Below are 14782 nucleotides of genomic sequence, written 5' to 3'. Positions count from 1 at the left end.
GCTCAGGGCGACTGGTCGGTGACCTGGCGGCGCATCTCGTCCGGGGTCATGCCGTGCTCCAGACCCCAGCGCACCGCCTGCGAGCGCCGGGTCACGCCCATTTTGCGGTAGGCCGTGCGGATGTAGGTCTTGACCGAGTTGATCGACAGGTAGCTGCGCAGCGCGATGTCGTTGTTGGTCAGGCCCTGGGTGATGAGGCTGACGATCTCCGCCTCCCGGGCGGAGAGCCCCTCGGCCCGGCCGGGCCAGTCGCCGGGGGAGTGCGGCTCAGGCTCGGGCTGCTGGCTCGTGACCGGCTCGACCACGACCTCGCCGGACGCCACCCGCTCCAGGGCGGTGACCAGCTCGGCGCCGCTCACGGTCTTGCCGATGTATCCCCGGCACCCCTTGGCCATGGCGACCTCGATCAGTGCCGGGTCGAGGTGCCAGGTGTAGACGACGACGGCTCCCGGGTTGGGGCTCTCCAGGACGTCGTCGAAGTCCTCGCCGTCCACCTGGGGCTCGGAGAAGGTGTCGTAGAGCGTGACGTCGACGGACTGCCTCACGTCGACCTGGGCGCCGATCTCGACGACGGAGACCCGGTCCTCGAAGGGTGCCAGCATGGCCTGGAGGCCCCGGACGACCACCTCGAAGTCGTTCATCAGGGCCACCCGCAGCGGGGAACCGGCGACCATGGCCCAGACTGTACGCCGCCGCCCCCGGGCGGGCGCGGTGAGCCGTCACCGGGGCCCCCGTCGTCGGAGGTCAGCGCGCCTCCCGCGCATCTCACCCTTTCGGATGTGGTGGCTAGGTGGCGGCAATGCCTATGATTCGGCCGTGCCCGATACCGTTGCTGCACTGACGATGTCGCGCGGACATCACGACCACCTGCTGGCGCAGGTCGACGGACTCTCCGTCGGCACCACGCCACCTGCGGTGCACGTCGTGATCTCCATGGGGGACCGCGATCTCACCCGTGGACGACTGCCGCTGGGCACCGACCGGTGGCAGACCGTCGTCAAGCCTGTGCAGACCGACCGTCGCGCCCTGCCCTACGCGGCAGCACGCAACCTCGCGGCCGAGCTGGCCGTCGACGCGGGCGCCGACATCCTCGTCTTCCTGCACTCCTCCGTCATCCCCGGCCCCCGGACCCTGGAGCGGTATGCCCGGGCCGTCGCCGAGCGCGACACCTCCGGCATACCCGACGGCCCGGTCGTCTGGTGCTCGCCGGTGCTCCGTCTGCCGCCGGTCGCCAACCCGGCCGTCGGCTACCCCTTGCAGAAGCTGGACGAGCTGAGCCGGCGGGCTCCCGGCGCGCCGGTGCTCGCTCCCGGCGAGATCCGGGTCGAGGAGCGGTCCCACCTGTTCTCCCCGGGCAGCTTCGCGATGAGCGCTGACGACTACGCCGAGGTCGGCGGGTTCTGCGCCGACTACGCCGGGCCCGGCCTGGAGACCGCGGACTTCGCCCGGGTCCTGGACCGGGCTGGCGGCTCGCTGGCATGGGTCGGCGGGGCCGAGTCCTACCGTCAGCCGACCGAGCCGCTCACCCCCGAGGAGGAGGCTCGGTATGCCCGCCGGCACGCCGCGACCTGGCGCGAGCGGTGGGACGAGGAGCCAGACCACCCGTGGCTGACCCGGCTGGTCGCCGAGGGCATCATCCAGCGGGACGGGTCGGGCCGCATCCCCGACCCGCCGCGCCGCTGAGACCGGCGTCGGCCGTCCTGGCAGCAGCGGGCACACTGGAGCCATGATGAGCCTCCCGCCCCTCGTCGGTCCCGGTCCAGCGCTGCGGCCCGACCAGGTGTCGCGCTACTCCCGGCACCTGCTGGTGCCGGGGATGGGCATGGCGGCGCAGCGCCGGCTCCTCGCAGCACGGGTGGCGGTGGTCGGGGCCGGGGGGCTGGGCAGCCCGGCGCTGGCCTACCTCGCCGCCGCCGGGGTCGGTCACCTCACGATCATCGACGACGACGACGTCGACGCCACCAACCTGCAGCGGCAGGTCATCCACCGTGCCGACGCCGTCGGGACCCCCAAGGGCGAGTCCGCCGCCGCCTTCGTGCGCGGGCTGAACCCGGACGTCTCGGTGGAGGTCCGGCACACCCGCCTCGAGGCGGACACCGCGGAGGACCTGCTGCGCGGCCACCACGTGGTGCTCGACGGCGCCGACAACTTCCCCACGCGGTATGCCGTCTCCGACGCCTGCGGCGCGCTCGGGATCCCCCTGGTCTGGGCAGCCGTCCTGCGCTTCGACGCGCAGGTGTCCACCTTCGTGCCGGGTATCGAGGACGCGGTCTCGTTGCGCGACCTCTTCCCGGTGCCGCCCCGGCCGCAGGACGTGCCGAGCTGCTCCGAGGCCGGCGTGCTGGGCGCGCTGGTGGGACAGGTGGGCTCGATCATGGCGGCCGAGGTGGTCAAGCTGCTCTGCGGCTTCGGTGAGCCGCTGGTCGGGCGGGTGCTGCTGATCGACGCGCTGTCCCAGCGCACCCGTGAGGTGCCGCTGCGCCCGGTCGGGGCGGTCGTGCAGCCGGTGGAGCGCGAGCACGTCCGCGAGATCGTGCCGCTGCCCGAGGTCTCGCCGCGCGAGGTCGAAGACCTGCTCGCACCGGATCTCCGCTCCGGCGCGCCGACCCTCCTCGACGTCCGCGAGCCTGCCGAGCACGAGCTGGGCACGCTGCCCGGCGCGCTCCTGGTGCCGGTGGGGGAGGTGCTCAACTGGGACGATCTCGACCACCACCTGCCGGAGGGCCCGGTCGTCGTCTACTGCAAGGCGGGCCCCCGCGCGCAGCGGGCCGCGGCGCACCTCGTCCGCCTCGGCCGGGAGGACGTCAGCGTCATGAGCGGCGGCATCCTCGGCTGGATCGAGCAGGTCGACCCGAGCCTGCCGAGCTATTGAGCGACATGCCCGCGCTGCCTCCCGTCGACCTCGTCGTCCTCGCCGGCGGACGCGGGACCAGGATGGGCGGCCGGGACAAGGCCTCGATCGAGCTGGGCGGGCGGACCTTGCTCGAGCGCGTCCTGACGGCCGACCTGGGTGGCCGGGTCGTCGTGGTGGGGGAGACCGCCGTCCCGGACGGCGTGCGGCGCACCGTGGAGGACCCGCCGGGAGGAGGACCGGTCGCGGGCATCGGCGCGGGTCTCGACGCCCTGCCCTGGTCGCAGCGATCCGCTTCTGCGGCCGGTGACCCGACGCGTCCGGACTGGGTCGCCGTGTGCGCCGTCGACCAGCCGGGCGCGCCGCAGGTCCTTGCGGCGCTGCGGCACACGCTCGCCGGGCTGGGGGAGGAGATCGACGCGGTATGCCCGCGCCACGACGGGCGGGTGCAGTGGCTGCTCGCGGTCTACCGCCGGGCCGCGCTCGACGCGGCGCGGGCGCGGCTGAGCGGGGGCGCCGAGGACGGGGCCTCGGTGCGCTCGCTGGTGGCGCCGTTGCGGTGGCGGGAGCTCGAGCTCGACGGGGTGCACCTGGGGGACGTCGACACCCCGGCGGACCTGGAGCGGTGGTCCTCAGCCCTCGACGGATGACCCCGGTGGCCACGGCGCGCCGGTCAGGGCGGCCCAGCCCGCGGCATACGTGCCGGACGACACGTCGCCGATGACGAGGCGCTGCAGCACGAAGCCGGGGATCGTGCCGAAGGTCGCCTGCGCCACCGCCACCGGGTCGGCCTCGGGGTCCAGCCGCCCCGCGTCCTGGAGGCGCTCGAGGTAGGCCACGAGGTGGCCCCGGATGCGGAGGAACCGCTCGGACAGGATCGCCCCGACAGCAGGGTTGCGCACCGCCTCGGCCCAGGCCGTGACGGCGACCCTGGTGAGGTCCGGCTCGTGCGAGCCCGCCTGCTCGATCCCGGCGGTGAGCAGGCCCACGACCTCGGGGATGGAGGGCAACGGCTCCTGGTCGGCGAGGGCGGCGAAGGCCGGCTCGATCTGGCTGATCGCGGTGTCGGCGAGCGCCAGGATGAGCTCGTCCTTGCTCCGGAAGTAGCCGTAGACCGCGCCGGCCGACAGCCCGCTGGCCTGGATGACGTCGGCCATCGTCATCCGGTGGAAGCCCTCGTGGGCGGCGCAGGTGAAGGCGGCGGTGAGGATCTGCTGCCGTCGCTCGGCGCGACGCTCGTCGGTGATCTTGGGCACACCACAGCCTAAAACCGAATGTTCGTTCTTGACAAGGGACCGGAGTCGGTGCAGCCTGGGGGTATACCGAACGAATGCTCGGTTTATGAGAGGAGAAACCCATGAGCACCACGACCAGCCCCGAGTCCGCCCCGGTCGCGGACCACCCGTCGCACGCCGAGACGGGCGCGCCGCCTCCGGTGCTGCGGATCGTCCTGGCGATCAGCGCCCTGCTCGCGGTGCTGGTCACCGCCTTCGCCTGGCCGGCCGTCAACTCGGCTCCGCGCGACGTTCCCCTCGGCGTCGTCGCCCCCGCCCCGGCGCTCGCCCAGCTCGAGGGTCAGCTCGCCTCCGGCGACGAGCCGGCCTTCGAGCTCACGAGCTACGACGATCGCGCGGCCGCCGAGGAGGCGATCCTGGGACGCGACGTCTACGGCGCTGTGGTGCTCGGCCCCGGCGGCGGGGAGCTGCTCGTGGCCAGCGGCGCCAGCCCTGCGGTCGCGACCTCGCTCCAGCAGTTCGCCGCGGCCGTGCCCGCCGAGGCCGGAGGTCCGCTGACGGTGACCGACCTCGCCCCGCTGCCGGAGGACGACCCGCGCGGCGTCGGCCTGGCCACCTCGCTCTTCCCCATCCTGCTCGGCGGCATGGCCTCCGGCATCGCCTCGGCCCTCGCGCTGCGCACCCCGGGTGCTCGCCTCGCCGCCGTCGGCTCCATCGCGGTGGTCGGCGGTCTGGTCATCGCCGGCATCCTCCAGGGCTGGCTGGGTGCGCTCACCGGCAGCTGGTGGGCCAACTCCGGCGCGATCGCCCTGGGGATCGGCGCCATCGGCGCGAGCCTGGTGGGCCTGCACCGTGTGCTCGGTCTGCCGGGCGTCGGCCTGGGCGCGGCCGTGATGATGCTGCTCGGCAACCCGCTGTCCGGTGTCTCCGGCGCCCCGGAGATGCTGCCCGCCGGGTGGGGCGCCCTGGGTCAGCTGCTGCCCCCCGGTGCCGCCGGGTCGCTGCTGCGGTCCACCGCCTTCTTCGATGGTGCGGGCGCGTGGGGCCCGGTCCTCGTCCTCGGGACCTGGCTGGTGGTCGGTGCCGCTCTGGCCCTGGTGCCGCGCCGCGAAGCCTGAGCCCCACTAGGAGCCGGTTCGTCACATCGGAGCCTGTTCGAGGAGGCTCTCAGATGACGAACCGGCTCTCGGCTGACCAACCGGCGGTCGGTGGCGCCGACCACGTCGGGGTCGCTCTGGCAGGCTGGAGGTCGACGGTCTCGTCTGCGGCTGGGCGGTCGCCGGCCACTCCCGCGACCCGGAGCGGCCGCAGGACGGCGAGTTCTACGGGCTCTACGTCATCCCCCGACTCTGGTCGGCCGGGATCGGGCACCGGCTGATGGTCGCCGTCGAGGAGCACCTGCGTGCCCAGGGGTATGCCCGTGCCCACCTCTGGGTGCTCGACGGCAACGAGCGGGCGGCCGAGTTCTACGACCAGCACGGGTGGGTCGAGGACGGCGGGACCCAGCTCGACCGGCGTGGTGAGCACGAGCTGCGGGAGAACCGTCGGGTGCGGGACCTGGCCCGGCCGGGGTGAGCGGCGAGCGGCGGCATACCCGATCGTCTGCGAGACTGACGTCATGGCGACGGTGAGGTACTTCGCCGGGGCCGCCGAGGCCGCCGGCACCGAGAGCGAGCGGGTGGACGCCGACGATCTGGGCGCGCTGCTCGCCGACCTGCGGGAGCGGCACGGCGCCGAGCTGACGCGGGTCCTCGCGCTGAGCTCGGTGCTGCACGAGGGGCAGTACGTCTCCGACCCGCAGCTGCCGCTCGCGCACGACGCCGTGCTCGACGTGCTGCCACCCTTCGCCGGGGGCTGAGCCCCGACCTTCTGATTGACGCCGCGTCAACCCTTGACAGGGCGCAGGCGGAGAGTTTCACTGGGACTCTCATATGTGCACCGACCCCGCGCTCGTTTGTGCGGCGAGCCCGACGGGGTGGGTGCCATGACGAAGGAGTCACACATGCGAGGAGTCCGGGTCACGCGGACGACGCCCCGACGGGGCGCACGCTCGAGGGCGGTGGCGCTCACCGGCGCCGGGGCGTTGCTCCTGCTCACCGGGTGCGGCGGGGGCGACGAGTCCGCGAGCGGTGACACGCTCACCATCGCCGTCGTCGACAACGGCGACCTCGACACGCTGCAGGAGATGAGCGACGCCTTCCTCGCCGAGCACCCCGAGGTCGAGATCGAGTGGGTGCGGGAGGGGGAGAACGAGCTGCGCGAGACCGTCACGACCGACGTCGGCACCGGTGCGGGCCGCTTCGACGTGGCCACGGTGGGGACCTACGAGGCCCAGGTGTGGGCCGACCAGGAGTTGCTGACCCCGCTCACCGACATGCCCGAGGGCTTCGACGCCGGCGCCTTCATCCCCGAGGTGGCCGACGCGCTGACCCACGAGGACACCCTGCAGGCGGCGCCGTTCTACGGCGAGTCGACGTTCACGATGTACCGCACCGACCTGCTCGACGAGGTCGGCGTCGAGATGCCCGAACGACCCACCTGGGACGACGTCGTCGCGGCGGCGACCGCGATCGAGGAGCAGACCGACACCGCCGGCGCCTGCGTGCGCGGCAAGCCGGGCTGGGGCGAGAACGCCGCCGTCGTCACCGCCATGGCGCACTCCTACGGCGCCCGGTGGTATGACGAGGAGTGGAGCCCCGAGCTCGACAGTGACGCCTGGCGGCAGGCGAGCGAGACCTACCTCGCGCTCGCCGGGATGGCGCCCGAGGGTGTCGCCGACGCCGGGTATGCCGAGAACCTCGCCCTCTTCCAGGACGGGCAGTGCGGCATCTGGGTCGACGCCACCACGGCCGCGAGCTTTGTCACCGACGGCGAGGCCTCGAGCGTCGCCGACGACGTGGACTTCGCCTTCGCGCCGGGCACCGAGGCCGGCCGCGCGAGCAACTGGCTGTGGGCCTGGGCGCTGGCGATCCCCGCCAGTTCGGACCAGCCCGAGCTCGCCAAGGAGTTCGTCACCTGGGCGACCTCCTCGGAGTATGCCCAGCTCGTCGCCGACGAGCAGGGCTGGGCCGCGGTCCCCGCGGGCAACCGCACCGACCTCTACGAGAACCCCGACTACACCGAGGCCGCGCCCTTCGCCGACCTCGCGCTGGAGTCGATCCAGACCTCCCAGATCGGGGAGCCGACGACCCAGCCGGTGCCCTACGTCGGGATGCAGTACGTCGACGTGCCCGCCTTCCAGAGCCTCGGCAACGCCGTGGGGCAGCAGTACACCACCGCGATCGAGGGCGAGCTGAGCCTGGACGAGGCGCTCGAACGATCGCAGTGGGTCGCCGACCAGACGATCGAGCAGACCCGTCTGCTCGCCGAGCAGGACCAGGACTGAGGGAGATCGCCATGGCACGCAGCGTGGAGCAGATCGACAAGCAGATCGCCAACACCGACCCCGAGCTCCTCCCGGTCGGCGAGCACGAGAAGCACGGGGCCAAGCACTTCGCCGGCCTCTACGCCGCGGAGAACGTCGCGGGCACCGAGTTCGTCTTCGGCGCCACCTTCGTCATCCTGGGCGCCGGGATCTGGGACGTCCTCATCGGGCTGCTCATCGGCAACGCCCTGGCCGTCCTGACCTTCTGGCTGGTCACGACGCCGGTCGCGCGGGAGGTCGGGCTCAGCGTCTACACCTACCTGCTGCGCTTCGGCGGCAGCTCGATCTCCAAGATCTACAACCTCGCCAATGCGATCGTCTTCGCGGTGATCTCGGCGGCGATGCTCACCGTCTCGGCGACCGCCGTCCAACGGGTGATCGGCATCCCGACGCAGGAGCAGGCATACCCCACCCATCTCGGGTTCATCATCCTCGTGGTGGCCTTCAGCATCGTGGCGGTGCTCGTGGCGGTCTTCGGCTTCAACGCACTCGCCGAGTTCGCCACGATCTGCGGGCCGTGGCTGGCGACGATGTTCACCGTCGGCGGGCTGGTGCTGCTGCCGGCCGTGGCCGAGTCGGTCACCGGCGTCACCGAGATCGGCAGCTTCGGCGAGTTCGTCGACATCGCCGGTGCCACCGTCTTCACCGGGGTCACGCCCGGCGGCGAGGAGGGCATCGGGATGATCGAGGTCGCGGGTCTGGCGTGGGCCGCCAACAGCTTCGCGCACGCCGGGATGATCGACATGGCGCTGCTGCGGTATGCCAAGAAAGGCTGGCACGGTCTGATGACCTCGACCGGCATGCTCTTCGGCCACTACGTCGCGTGGTTCTCCGCCGGCCTCATGGGCGCCGCCACCGCCGCGCTGACGCTGACCAGCATCACGGTCCTCTCGCCCGGCGACGTCTCCTGGGTGGCTCTGGCTGGGCCGGCTACGTCACCGTCGTGGTCGCCGGGTGGACGACGGCCAACGCCAACCTCTACCGCGCCGGCTTGGCGACGCAGGGTGTCTTCCCCTCGATCTCGCGGGCGCGGGCGACGCTCATCGTCGGCGTGATCGTGGTGGTGGTCGCGTGCTTCCCGTTCGTCTACCGCAACTATGCCCCGCTCGTGACCTGGGCCGGCCTGCTGCTGGCCCCGGTCGGTGGCATCGTCTGGGCCGAGCACAAGCTGCTCCCGCGCTTCGGGCTGACGGAGTACTGGGCGCGCTTCAAGGGCGTCACCAACACGCCGGCCATCGTCGCCTGGGCGGTCGCCTTCGGCCTCGGGATCGTGCTCAACCTCACGCAGATCATCTCGCCCTACTTCGCCTTCGTGCCGGCCTGGATCGTGGCGGCGCTGCTCTACGTCGCGCTCGCGAAGCAGGCGGGTGCCGGGGAGGACTACACCGAGGAGAAGCGAGACCACGAGCTCTTCCTCGAGCGGGCGCAGGACTTCAAGCGCAAGCAGGCCGAGTCGCTGCCCGGTCACGTCAAGGACACGACGCCGATCAGCCGGGCGCTGCGGGTCGTGTGGATGCTCGCGCTCGCGGTGATCCTCGTCTACGCGCTCATCGTGTTCTTCGACAGCCCGGACATCTACACCTACCTCACGCAGCGCAACACCTTCTACACCATCGCCATCACCGGCACGATCGTCTACTTCGTCTGCGCCTACTGGGAGCTGCAGCGCGGCAAGGCGGTCTCGAAGCGGGCGCACGAGAAGGCCCAGGCCGAGGCCGACGCCGGCAGCTCCGGCGACGACGGCGAGAAGGAGACGGTCGGCACGCGCGCCTGAGGGGTATGCCACGGGCCGCGGCCCGGTCGGCGTGCGGCCATCGGCGCAAACCCGTTGCGGTGCAGCGGCCCGAGGCGGTCGGATGGGCCGATGAGCATCAGCCTCGCCACCCCCGGCGTCGACGACCTCGGCGCGATCGTGGCCGTGCTGGCCTCGTGGCAGGTGCCGGAGGCGCCGGTGCAGCTGCACCCCGGTGACGTCGGGTGGTTCTGGAGCCGTGGACCGGAGGCGACGGCTGCGGCGCTGCGGGTCTGGAGCAGCCGGGACGGCATCCTGGCCGTCGGCCTGCTCGACGGGCCGGACCTGCTGCGCGTCGGCCTCCGACCCGACCACCAGCGTGACCCTGCGCTGGCGGAGCAGGTGGTCGCCGACGCGGCCGACCCCGGCCACGGGGTCCTGCCCGAGGGCGGGGTCGCGGTCGAGACGCCCAGCGGTGCGCTCGCGCACGACCTGCTGGGGGAGCAGGGGTGGGGCGAGGACGAGCCCTGGGCGGTCCTGCGGCGCGGCCTCGACCGGCCGGTGGAGGACCCCGGTATGCCGGTCGAGACCGTCGACACGTCCACCGCGGGCGACTGGGCGCAGGTGCACCGGGCGGCGTTCGGCGGTCGGCTCGGCATGGCGGAGATGCGCTCGCGGTGGGAGGCCCTCGCGGCGGGCACGCCCTTCCGCGAGGCGCGTGGCCTCCTGCTGCGGAGCGACCGGGGCGAGCCGGCGGCGACGATCATCGTCTGGGCGGCCGGTGCCGGGCGCGTCGGCGTGATCGAGCCGATGGGCGTGCACCCGGACCACCGTGGTCAGGGTTACGGCCGGGCTGTCACGCTCGCCGGTGCGGCGGCGCTGCGAGACCTGGGCGCCGCGGCCGCCGTCGTGGCGACGACCGCGGCGAACACGGGGGCGGTGGCGACGTATACCTCGGCCGGCTTCGAGCGGCTGCCCGACCGCCGCGACCGCTGCCGCCGCTGAGCGAGCGCCGGCACGCACCTGACCCCGGGTGGTGCGGGGAAGGGAGCGGGGTCAGCCGCCGATGGCGCTCATGGGGCGCGGGGGCTGCAGGAAGGTCGGCTGGTTGATGCCGTGCCCGGGCAGCTTGGCGGTGATCGAGGAGCGCAGCAGGGCGGCGAGCTCGTCGTCCGAGGCACCGTCGCGCAGCGGCGTGCGCAGGTCGGTCTCGCCGGTGGCGAAGAGGCAGTTGCGGATCATGCCGTCCGCGGTGAGCCGGACCCGGTCGCAGCTGCCGCAGAAAGGCATGGTCACCGAGGCGATGGCCCCGACCGTGCCCAGCGGCCGGGTCTCCACGTCCGCGCCGAGCGGGCGCACGTCGAAGAGCTCGGCCGGGGCGCTGCCCCGTGTCTCGTCCGGCTGCGCGGTGAGGTCGTAGCCGGTGCGCAGCTTGTCGAGGATCTCCTCGCCGGTGATCATCTGCCGCCGGTCCCAGCCGTGCTGGGCGTCCAGCGGCATCTGCTCGATGAAGCGCAGCTCGTAGCCGTGCTCCAGCGCGAAGGTCAGCAGCCCGACGACGTCCTCGGCGTCGTCGTTGACCCCCCGCATGAGCACGGTGTTGATCTTGACCGGCACCAGCCCGGCCTCCGCGGCGGCGCGCACCCCGTCGAGGGTGTCCTTGAGCCGGTCGCGCTTCGCGAGCTCGATGAAGACGTCGCGGCGCAGCGTGTCCAGGCTGACGTTGACCCGGGTGAGGCCGGCCTGGCGCAGCGCCGAGGCGTTCTTGGCCAGCCCGACCGCGTTGGTCGTCATGCTGATCTCGGGTGCCGGGTCCAGCGCGGCCAGCCCGGCGACGACGTCGACGAGGTCGCGGCGCAGCAGCGGCTCGCCGCCGGTGAGCCGGATCTCCTCGATCCCCATCGAGACGGCCACGTCGGCGAGCCGGACGACCTCCTCGGTGCTGAGCATGGTCGCCCGGGGCAACCAGGGCACGCCGTCCTCGGGCATGCAGTAGGTGCAGCGCAGCGAGCACCGGTCGGTCACGGAGATCCGCAGGTCCCGGTGGACCCGGCCGTAGCCGTCGACGAGCGGCTCACGGGTCACCACGTGTGGTCGCCCCCGCTCACCTGGGAGAGCACGTGCCCGAGCAGCGGGCTGATGATGTCCATCCCCTCGGTCACCGCGGCGGGCCGTCCGGGCAGGTTGACGACGAGGGTGCCCCCGACACCGCGCTCGGCCGGCCAGTCCACGACGCCGACGACGCCCCGGGAGACTGCGGCGTAGGGCGTCTGCCGGGAGCCCTCCCGGCGGATGAGCTCGGCGAGGCCGGGGTTCTCCCGCGTGATGACCTCCCGGGTGCCCTCGGGCGTGAGGTCGCGCGGTCCCATCCCGGTGCCGCCGGTGGTGACGACCAGGCGCGCGCCCTGCCCGACCGCCTCGCGCAGCGCGCCGGCCACGCTGTCCACCCCGTCCGGCACGACGACCGGCTCGGTGACGGCATACCCGATCGCGCGCAGCGCCTGCACGAGCAGGCGGCCGGACTCGTCCTCGCGCCGACCATCGGAGCTGCGGTCGGACACGGTGATCGCGACCGCCCCCTCGCGGAGCGGCTCGGTCTGCGGGTCCACGCTCATCACCTCAGTCTAGGAGCCGCCGGCGACGCCGGCTCGCGCGGCCGACCCGCCCTCGGCAGGCCTCCCCCCGGTCCGGACGGGCAGCCGCGGTGTCGCGGGGCAGGGACCAGAGCGCGTGGCCGAGCGCTCCCCTGCTCATGGAGGGGGCGAGCCTCAGAGCAGCCGCCCCACCGCGCGGTCCGCCGCGAGCAGGAAGCGCAGCACGACGTCGCGCTCGTCCTCGCTGAGACCCTGCGCGACGTGCTGGAGCTCGGCGAACATCGGCACGAGGTGTCCCATGAGCTCCTCACGCCCGCTCTCGGTCGCCACCACCGCGGTGCGGCGGCGGTCGGTCGGGTGTGCCTGCCGCTCGACGTGCCCACGAGCGACCAGCCGGTCGACGATGCCGCTCGCCGCGGCGGAGGTGACGCCGAGCCGCTGCGCCAGCTCGGTGGGGCCTACCGGCTCGTCCATGACGTGCTCGAGCACGGACAGCTCGGTATGCGTGAGGCCGGCCCGGCGGGCGAGGGCCGGCGTGGCGCGGCGGCCGGAGTCGAGGAGCCGGCGCAGGGCGTCGAGGACCGGCCCCGGCTCCCAGCCGTCGACCCACTCGCTCTGCGGGCCGCGACTTCCGTGCGGCACCGAGCCCGTGCTACGTTCTGTCACGAAATATCTCACTTAGTTAGGTATCTACCTGACGACTGTGTCCCACACTAGCCCCGGAGGTCAAGCCCGACATGTCCCGACTGATCGCCACGCTGACCGGTCGGCGGTCCTGGATCGTCGCCCTCGTCGGCCTGCTCCTCGGGGTCGCGCTCATCGGTGGCGTCGGCCAGGCCGAGCGCGACGCCTCGGCGCTCGACACGCTGCCGGCCGGTTTCGACAGCACCCAGGGTCAGGCGCTGCTGGACGAGCTGCCGGACGAGGGCAGCAAGGCGGCGATCGTGCTCTTCACCGCCGAGGAGGGCATCGAGGAGTCGCTGCCCGACCTCGCGACGTTGCTGGAGGACGTCGCGCCAGAGGGGACGCAGGCCCCTCCGGGGGCGCGGGGCAGCCCGAGGGCGAGACCGGCGGTCAGGCACCCGAGGGCGCGGAGGGTGAGGCCGGCGACCAGCCCGGCGGGGAGGCGGGTGCCGAGAGCGGCCCGCCGCCAGGCCTGGCCGGTGAGTTCCCCGTCATCCCCGCGGAGGACGGCACGGCGGCGATCAGCGTGCTCGACCTCGACGCACCCACCGCCACCGAGACGGCCGAGGTCGTCTCCACGCTCCGGGCGGACCTCGCCGACGGCCTGCCCGAGGGGGTGACCGCCCAGGTCACCGGCCCAGCCGCGATCGAGGCCGACCTCGCCTCGGTCTTCGACGGCGCCAACGTGACGCTCCTCGCCGTGACCGCCGGCGTGGTCGCCCTGCTGCTCATCGTGACCTACCGCAGCCCGATCCTCTGGGTCGTCCCGCTGCTGGTCGTGGGGGTCGCGGACCAGGCCGCAGCCAGCGCCGCCACCCACGTGCTGAAGGCGGTCGGCATACCGTGGGACGAGTCGACCATCGGCATCCTCTCGGTGCTCGTCTTCGGCGCCGGCACCAACTACGCGCTGCTGCTCATCAGCCGCTACCGCGACGAGCTGCGCACCCACTCCTCGCGGCACGAGGCGATGGCGCTGGCGCTGCGGCGGGCGTCCGAGGCGATCCTCGCCAGCGCCAGCACCGTCGTCGTCGGGGTGCTGTGCCTGCTGCTGTCGGCCTTCCCGTCCACCCGCGGCCTCGGGCTCGCCTGCGCCGTCGGGGTGCTCGTCGCGATGGCCTTCGTCCTGCTCGTGCTACCCGGTGCGCTGGTCCTCTTCGGTCGCTGGATCTTCTGGCCGCAGGTGCCGCGCGAGGGCCAGGCGGTGCTCGCGGACTCCCGGTCGCTGTGGCGACGCATCGGCGACGCGGTCGCCGCCGCGCCGGCGGCATACATCGCCGGGACGCTCGTGCTCTTGGCGGCGATGGCCTTCGGGCTCACCCAGCTGCGCAGCGGGCTGGCGCCGGAGGACCAGTTCCTCGAGACCCCGGAGGCGATCACCGCCGCCGAGCGGCTCGGCGAGTCCTTCCCCGCCGGCACCTCCGACCCGCTCGTCGTCGTCACCCGGGGCGACCAGGCGCAGGTCGACGAGCTGGCCACCGCGGTCGAGGACGTCGACGGCGTCACCCAGGTCACCCCGGTCGCGCCCGCGGACGGCATCGGCCAGGTGCAGGTCGTCCTCGAGGCCGAGCCGGGCAGCGACGAGGCGCAGGCGGCGGTCGGCGAGGTCCGCGCCGCGGTCGAGGGGTATGCCGACACCCACGTGACCGGCGGCGACGCCACCGCGCTCGACGAGGAGGAGGGCAACGTGCGCGACCGCTTCGTCGTGCTGCCGCTCGTCCTCGCCCTCGTCCTGCTCACCCTCGTCGGGCTGCTGCGCTCGCTGCTCGCGCCGGTCATCCTCGTGACCTCGGTCGTCGCGACCTTCTGCGCGGCGCTGGGCGTCTCGTGGTGGCTGTTCACCGGCGTCCTCGGCTTCGGCGCGATCGACGCGAGCATGCCGCTGCTGGCCTTCCTCTTCCTCGTCGCCCTGGGCGTGGACTACAACATCTTCCTCATCACCCGGACCCTGGAGGAGGCCCGCGAGCACGGCACCCGCGACGGGGTGCTGCGGGCGCTGGGCGCGACCGGTGGCGTCATCACCAGCGCCGGCATCCTGCTCGCCGCGGTCTTCGCGGTGCTCGGTGTGCTGCCGCTCGTCGTGCTCGCGCAGATCGGCGTCGTCATCTGCATCGGCGTGCTGCTCGACACCCTCCTGGTGCGCACCGTGCTCGTGCCGGCGATCGTGCGCGTGCTGGGTGAGCGGTTCTGGTGGCCGCGGCGGGTCGACCACGCGGGTCGGCACCGCGCGGACGAGCCCGAGCCCGTGGAGGCCTGAGCGGTCGC

At 73.2% G+C, this 14782-nt stretch carries 17 protein-coding genes; 12 read left to right on the top strand and 5 right to left on the bottom strand.

What is annotated here, in order from left to right; all coding sequences use genetic code 11:
• Window positions 1-2: 2 nt before the first annotated feature.
• Window positions 3-674, bottom strand: coding sequence for a response regulator transcription factor (locus BJF86_RS03820; RefSeq protein WP_075817041.1), 672 nt, complete (start codon window positions 672-674; stop codon window positions 3-5).
• A gap of 142 nt (window positions 675-816) precedes the next feature.
• Here BJF86_RS03820 and BJF86_RS03815 point away from each other — a divergent pair, with 142 nt between their 5' ends.
• From BJF86_RS03815 to BJF86_RS03805, 3 genes are read left to right on the top strand one after another with little or no spacing between them, the layout of a single operon-like run.
• Window positions 817-1683 (top strand): glycosyltransferase family 2 protein, encoded by an 867-nt coding sequence (locus BJF86_RS03815; protein WP_143553680.1) that lies wholly within the window; start codon window positions 817-819, stop codon window positions 1681-1683.
• Window positions 1684-1729: 46 nt separating this feature from the next.
• Window positions 1730-2872, top strand: a complete 1143-nt coding sequence (locus BJF86_RS03810; RefSeq protein WP_075817039.1) for a ThiF family adenylyltransferase — start codon at window positions 1730-1732, stop codon at window positions 2870-2872.
• Window positions 2873-2877: 5 nt separating this feature from the next.
• Window positions 2878-3501 carry a molybdenum cofactor guanylyltransferase gene (locus BJF86_RS03805; protein WP_075817038.1) on the top strand — a complete coding sequence of 208 codons (624 nt, stop codon included), beginning with the start codon at window positions 2878-2880 and terminating at the stop codon, window positions 3499-3501.
• Here the strand turns inward: BJF86_RS03805 and BJF86_RS03800 are convergent.
• On the bottom strand, window positions 3484-4107 hold the full coding sequence (locus BJF86_RS03800; RefSeq protein ID WP_075817037.1) for a TetR/AcrR family transcriptional regulator: 624 nt from the start codon (window positions 4105-4107) through the stop codon (window positions 3484-3486). The genes BJF86_RS03805 and BJF86_RS03800 overlap by 18 nt on opposite strands.
• 101 nt (window positions 4108-4208) lie before the next feature.
• Between BJF86_RS03800 and BJF86_RS03795 the strand changes: the two genes are divergently transcribed.
• The 7 genes from BJF86_RS03795 to BJF86_RS03765 all read left to right on the top strand — a co-directional run bounded on the left by BJF86_RS03795 (window position 4209) and on the right by BJF86_RS03765 (window position 10247).
• Window positions 4209-5204, top strand: a complete 996-nt coding sequence (locus tag BJF86_RS03795; RefSeq protein ID WP_143553679.1) for an ABC transporter permease — start codon at window positions 4209-4211, stop codon at window positions 5202-5204.
• Window positions 5205-5328: 124 nt separating this feature from the next.
• The gene (locus BJF86_RS16850) at window positions 5329-5661 is read left to right on the top strand and encodes a GNAT family N-acetyltransferase (RefSeq protein ID WP_083652691.1); all 333 of its coding nucleotides are present in this window, start codon (window positions 5329-5331) and stop codon (window positions 5659-5661) included.
• Window positions 5662-5704: 43 nt separating this feature from the next.
• Complete coding sequence (locus BJF86_RS03785; protein ID WP_075817035.1) at window positions 5705-5944, top strand: MoaD/ThiS family protein; 240 nt, start codon at window positions 5705-5707, stop codon at window positions 5942-5944.
• Window positions 5945-6145: 201 nt separating this feature from the next.
• Window positions 6146-7471: an ABC transporter substrate-binding protein gene (locus tag BJF86_RS03780; protein WP_202817313.1), complete on the top strand. Its 1326-nt coding sequence runs from the start codon at window positions 6146-6148 to the stop codon at window positions 7469-7471.
• Between the two features lie 11 nt (window positions 7472-7482).
• Window positions 7483-8565: a hypothetical protein gene (locus BJF86_RS18275; protein ID WP_075817033.1), complete on the top strand. Its 1083-nt coding sequence runs from the start codon at window positions 7483-7485 to the stop codon at window positions 8563-8565.
• Window positions 8502-9284 (top strand): hypothetical protein, encoded by a 783-nt coding sequence (locus BJF86_RS18270; RefSeq protein ID WP_202817312.1) that lies wholly within the window; start codon window positions 8502-8504, stop codon window positions 9282-9284. The genes BJF86_RS18275 and BJF86_RS18270 overlap by 64 nt, the downstream gene beginning before the upstream one ends.
• Window positions 9285-9374: 90 nt before the next feature.
• On the top strand, window positions 9375-10247 hold the full coding sequence (locus tag BJF86_RS03765) for a GNAT family N-acetyltransferase (protein WP_075817031.1): 873 nt from the start codon (window positions 9375-9377) through the stop codon (window positions 10245-10247).
• Window positions 10248-10298: 51 nt separating this feature from the next.
• Here the strand turns inward: BJF86_RS03765 and moaA are convergent, their stop codons facing one another.
• The 3 genes from moaA to BJF86_RS03750 form a co-directional block, all read right to left on the bottom strand.
• The gene (moaA, locus tag BJF86_RS03760) at window positions 10299-11330 is read right to left on the bottom strand and encodes a GTP 3',8-cyclase MoaA (RefSeq protein WP_083652690.1); all 1032 of its coding nucleotides are present in this window, start codon (window positions 11328-11330) and stop codon (window positions 10299-10301) included.
• Window positions 11324-11857: a molybdenum cofactor biosynthesis protein B gene (locus BJF86_RS03755; RefSeq protein WP_075817030.1), complete on the bottom strand. Its 534-nt coding sequence runs from the start codon at window positions 11855-11857 to the stop codon at window positions 11324-11326. Before BJF86_RS03755 ends, moaA begins: the two co-directional genes overlap by 7 nt.
• A gap of 153 nt (window positions 11858-12010) precedes the next feature.
• A complete protein-coding gene (locus BJF86_RS03750; protein WP_022925834.1) occupies window positions 12011-12478 on the bottom strand; it encodes a MarR family winged helix-turn-helix transcriptional regulator in 468 nt (155 codons plus the stop codon).
• A gap of 95 nt (window positions 12479-12573) precedes the next feature.
• On the opposite strand from BJF86_RS03750, the gene BJF86_RS18665 reads away from it, so the two are divergent.
• Window positions 12574-13140, top strand: coding sequence for a hypothetical protein (locus tag BJF86_RS18665; RefSeq protein ID WP_237768072.1), 567 nt, complete (start codon window positions 12574-12576; stop codon window positions 13138-13140).
• A complete protein-coding gene (locus tag BJF86_RS03745) occupies window positions 13047-14774 on the top strand; it encodes an MMPL family transporter (RefSeq protein WP_237768071.1) in 1728 nt (575 codons plus the stop codon). The genes BJF86_RS18665 and BJF86_RS03745 overlap by 94 nt, the downstream gene beginning before the upstream one ends.
• Window positions 14775-14782 lie beyond the last annotated feature (8 nt).

Origin of the sequence: Serinicoccus sp. CNJ-927 (genome assembly GCF_001942435.1) — a bacterium.
Classification (GTDB): Bacteria; Actinomycetota; Actinomycetes; order Actinomycetales; family Dermatophilaceae; genus Ornithinicoccus; species Ornithinicoccus marinus.
This window is presented reverse-complemented; position numbering and strand designations above follow the sequence as displayed.

Coding starts and splice junctions, on each gene's coding strand:
- BJF86_RS03820 (WP_075817041.1), bottom strand. CDS start 674: ATGGTCGCCGGTTCCCCGCTGCGGGTGGCCCTGATGAACGACTTCGAG.
- BJF86_RS03810 (WP_075817039.1), top strand. CDS start 1,730: ATGAGCCTCCCGCCCCTCGTCGGTCCCGGTCCAGCGCTGCGGCCCGAC.
- BJF86_RS03805 (WP_075817038.1), top strand. CDS start 2,878: ATGCCCGCGCTGCCTCCCGTCGACCTCGTCGTCCTCGCCGGCGGACGC.
- BJF86_RS03795 (WP_143553679.1), top strand. CDS start 4,209: ATGAGCACCACGACCAGCCCCGAGTCCGCCCCGGTCGCGGACCACCCG.
- BJF86_RS03785 (WP_075817035.1), top strand. CDS start 5,705: ATGGCGACGGTGAGGTACTTCGCCGGGGCCGCCGAGGCCGCCGGCACC.
- BJF86_RS18275 (WP_075817033.1), top strand. CDS start 7,483: ATGGCACGCAGCGTGGAGCAGATCGACAAGCAGATCGCCAACACCGAC.
- BJF86_RS03765 (WP_075817031.1), top strand. CDS start 9,375: ATGAGCATCAGCCTCGCCACCCCCGGCGTCGACGACCTCGGCGCGATC.
- BJF86_RS03755 (WP_075817030.1), bottom strand. CDS start 11,857: ATGAGCGTGGACCCGCAGACCGAGCCGCTCCGCGAGGGGGCGGTCGCG.
- BJF86_RS18665 (WP_237768072.1), top strand. CDS start 12,574: ATGTCCCGACTGATCGCCACGCTGACCGGTCGGCGGTCCTGGATCGTC.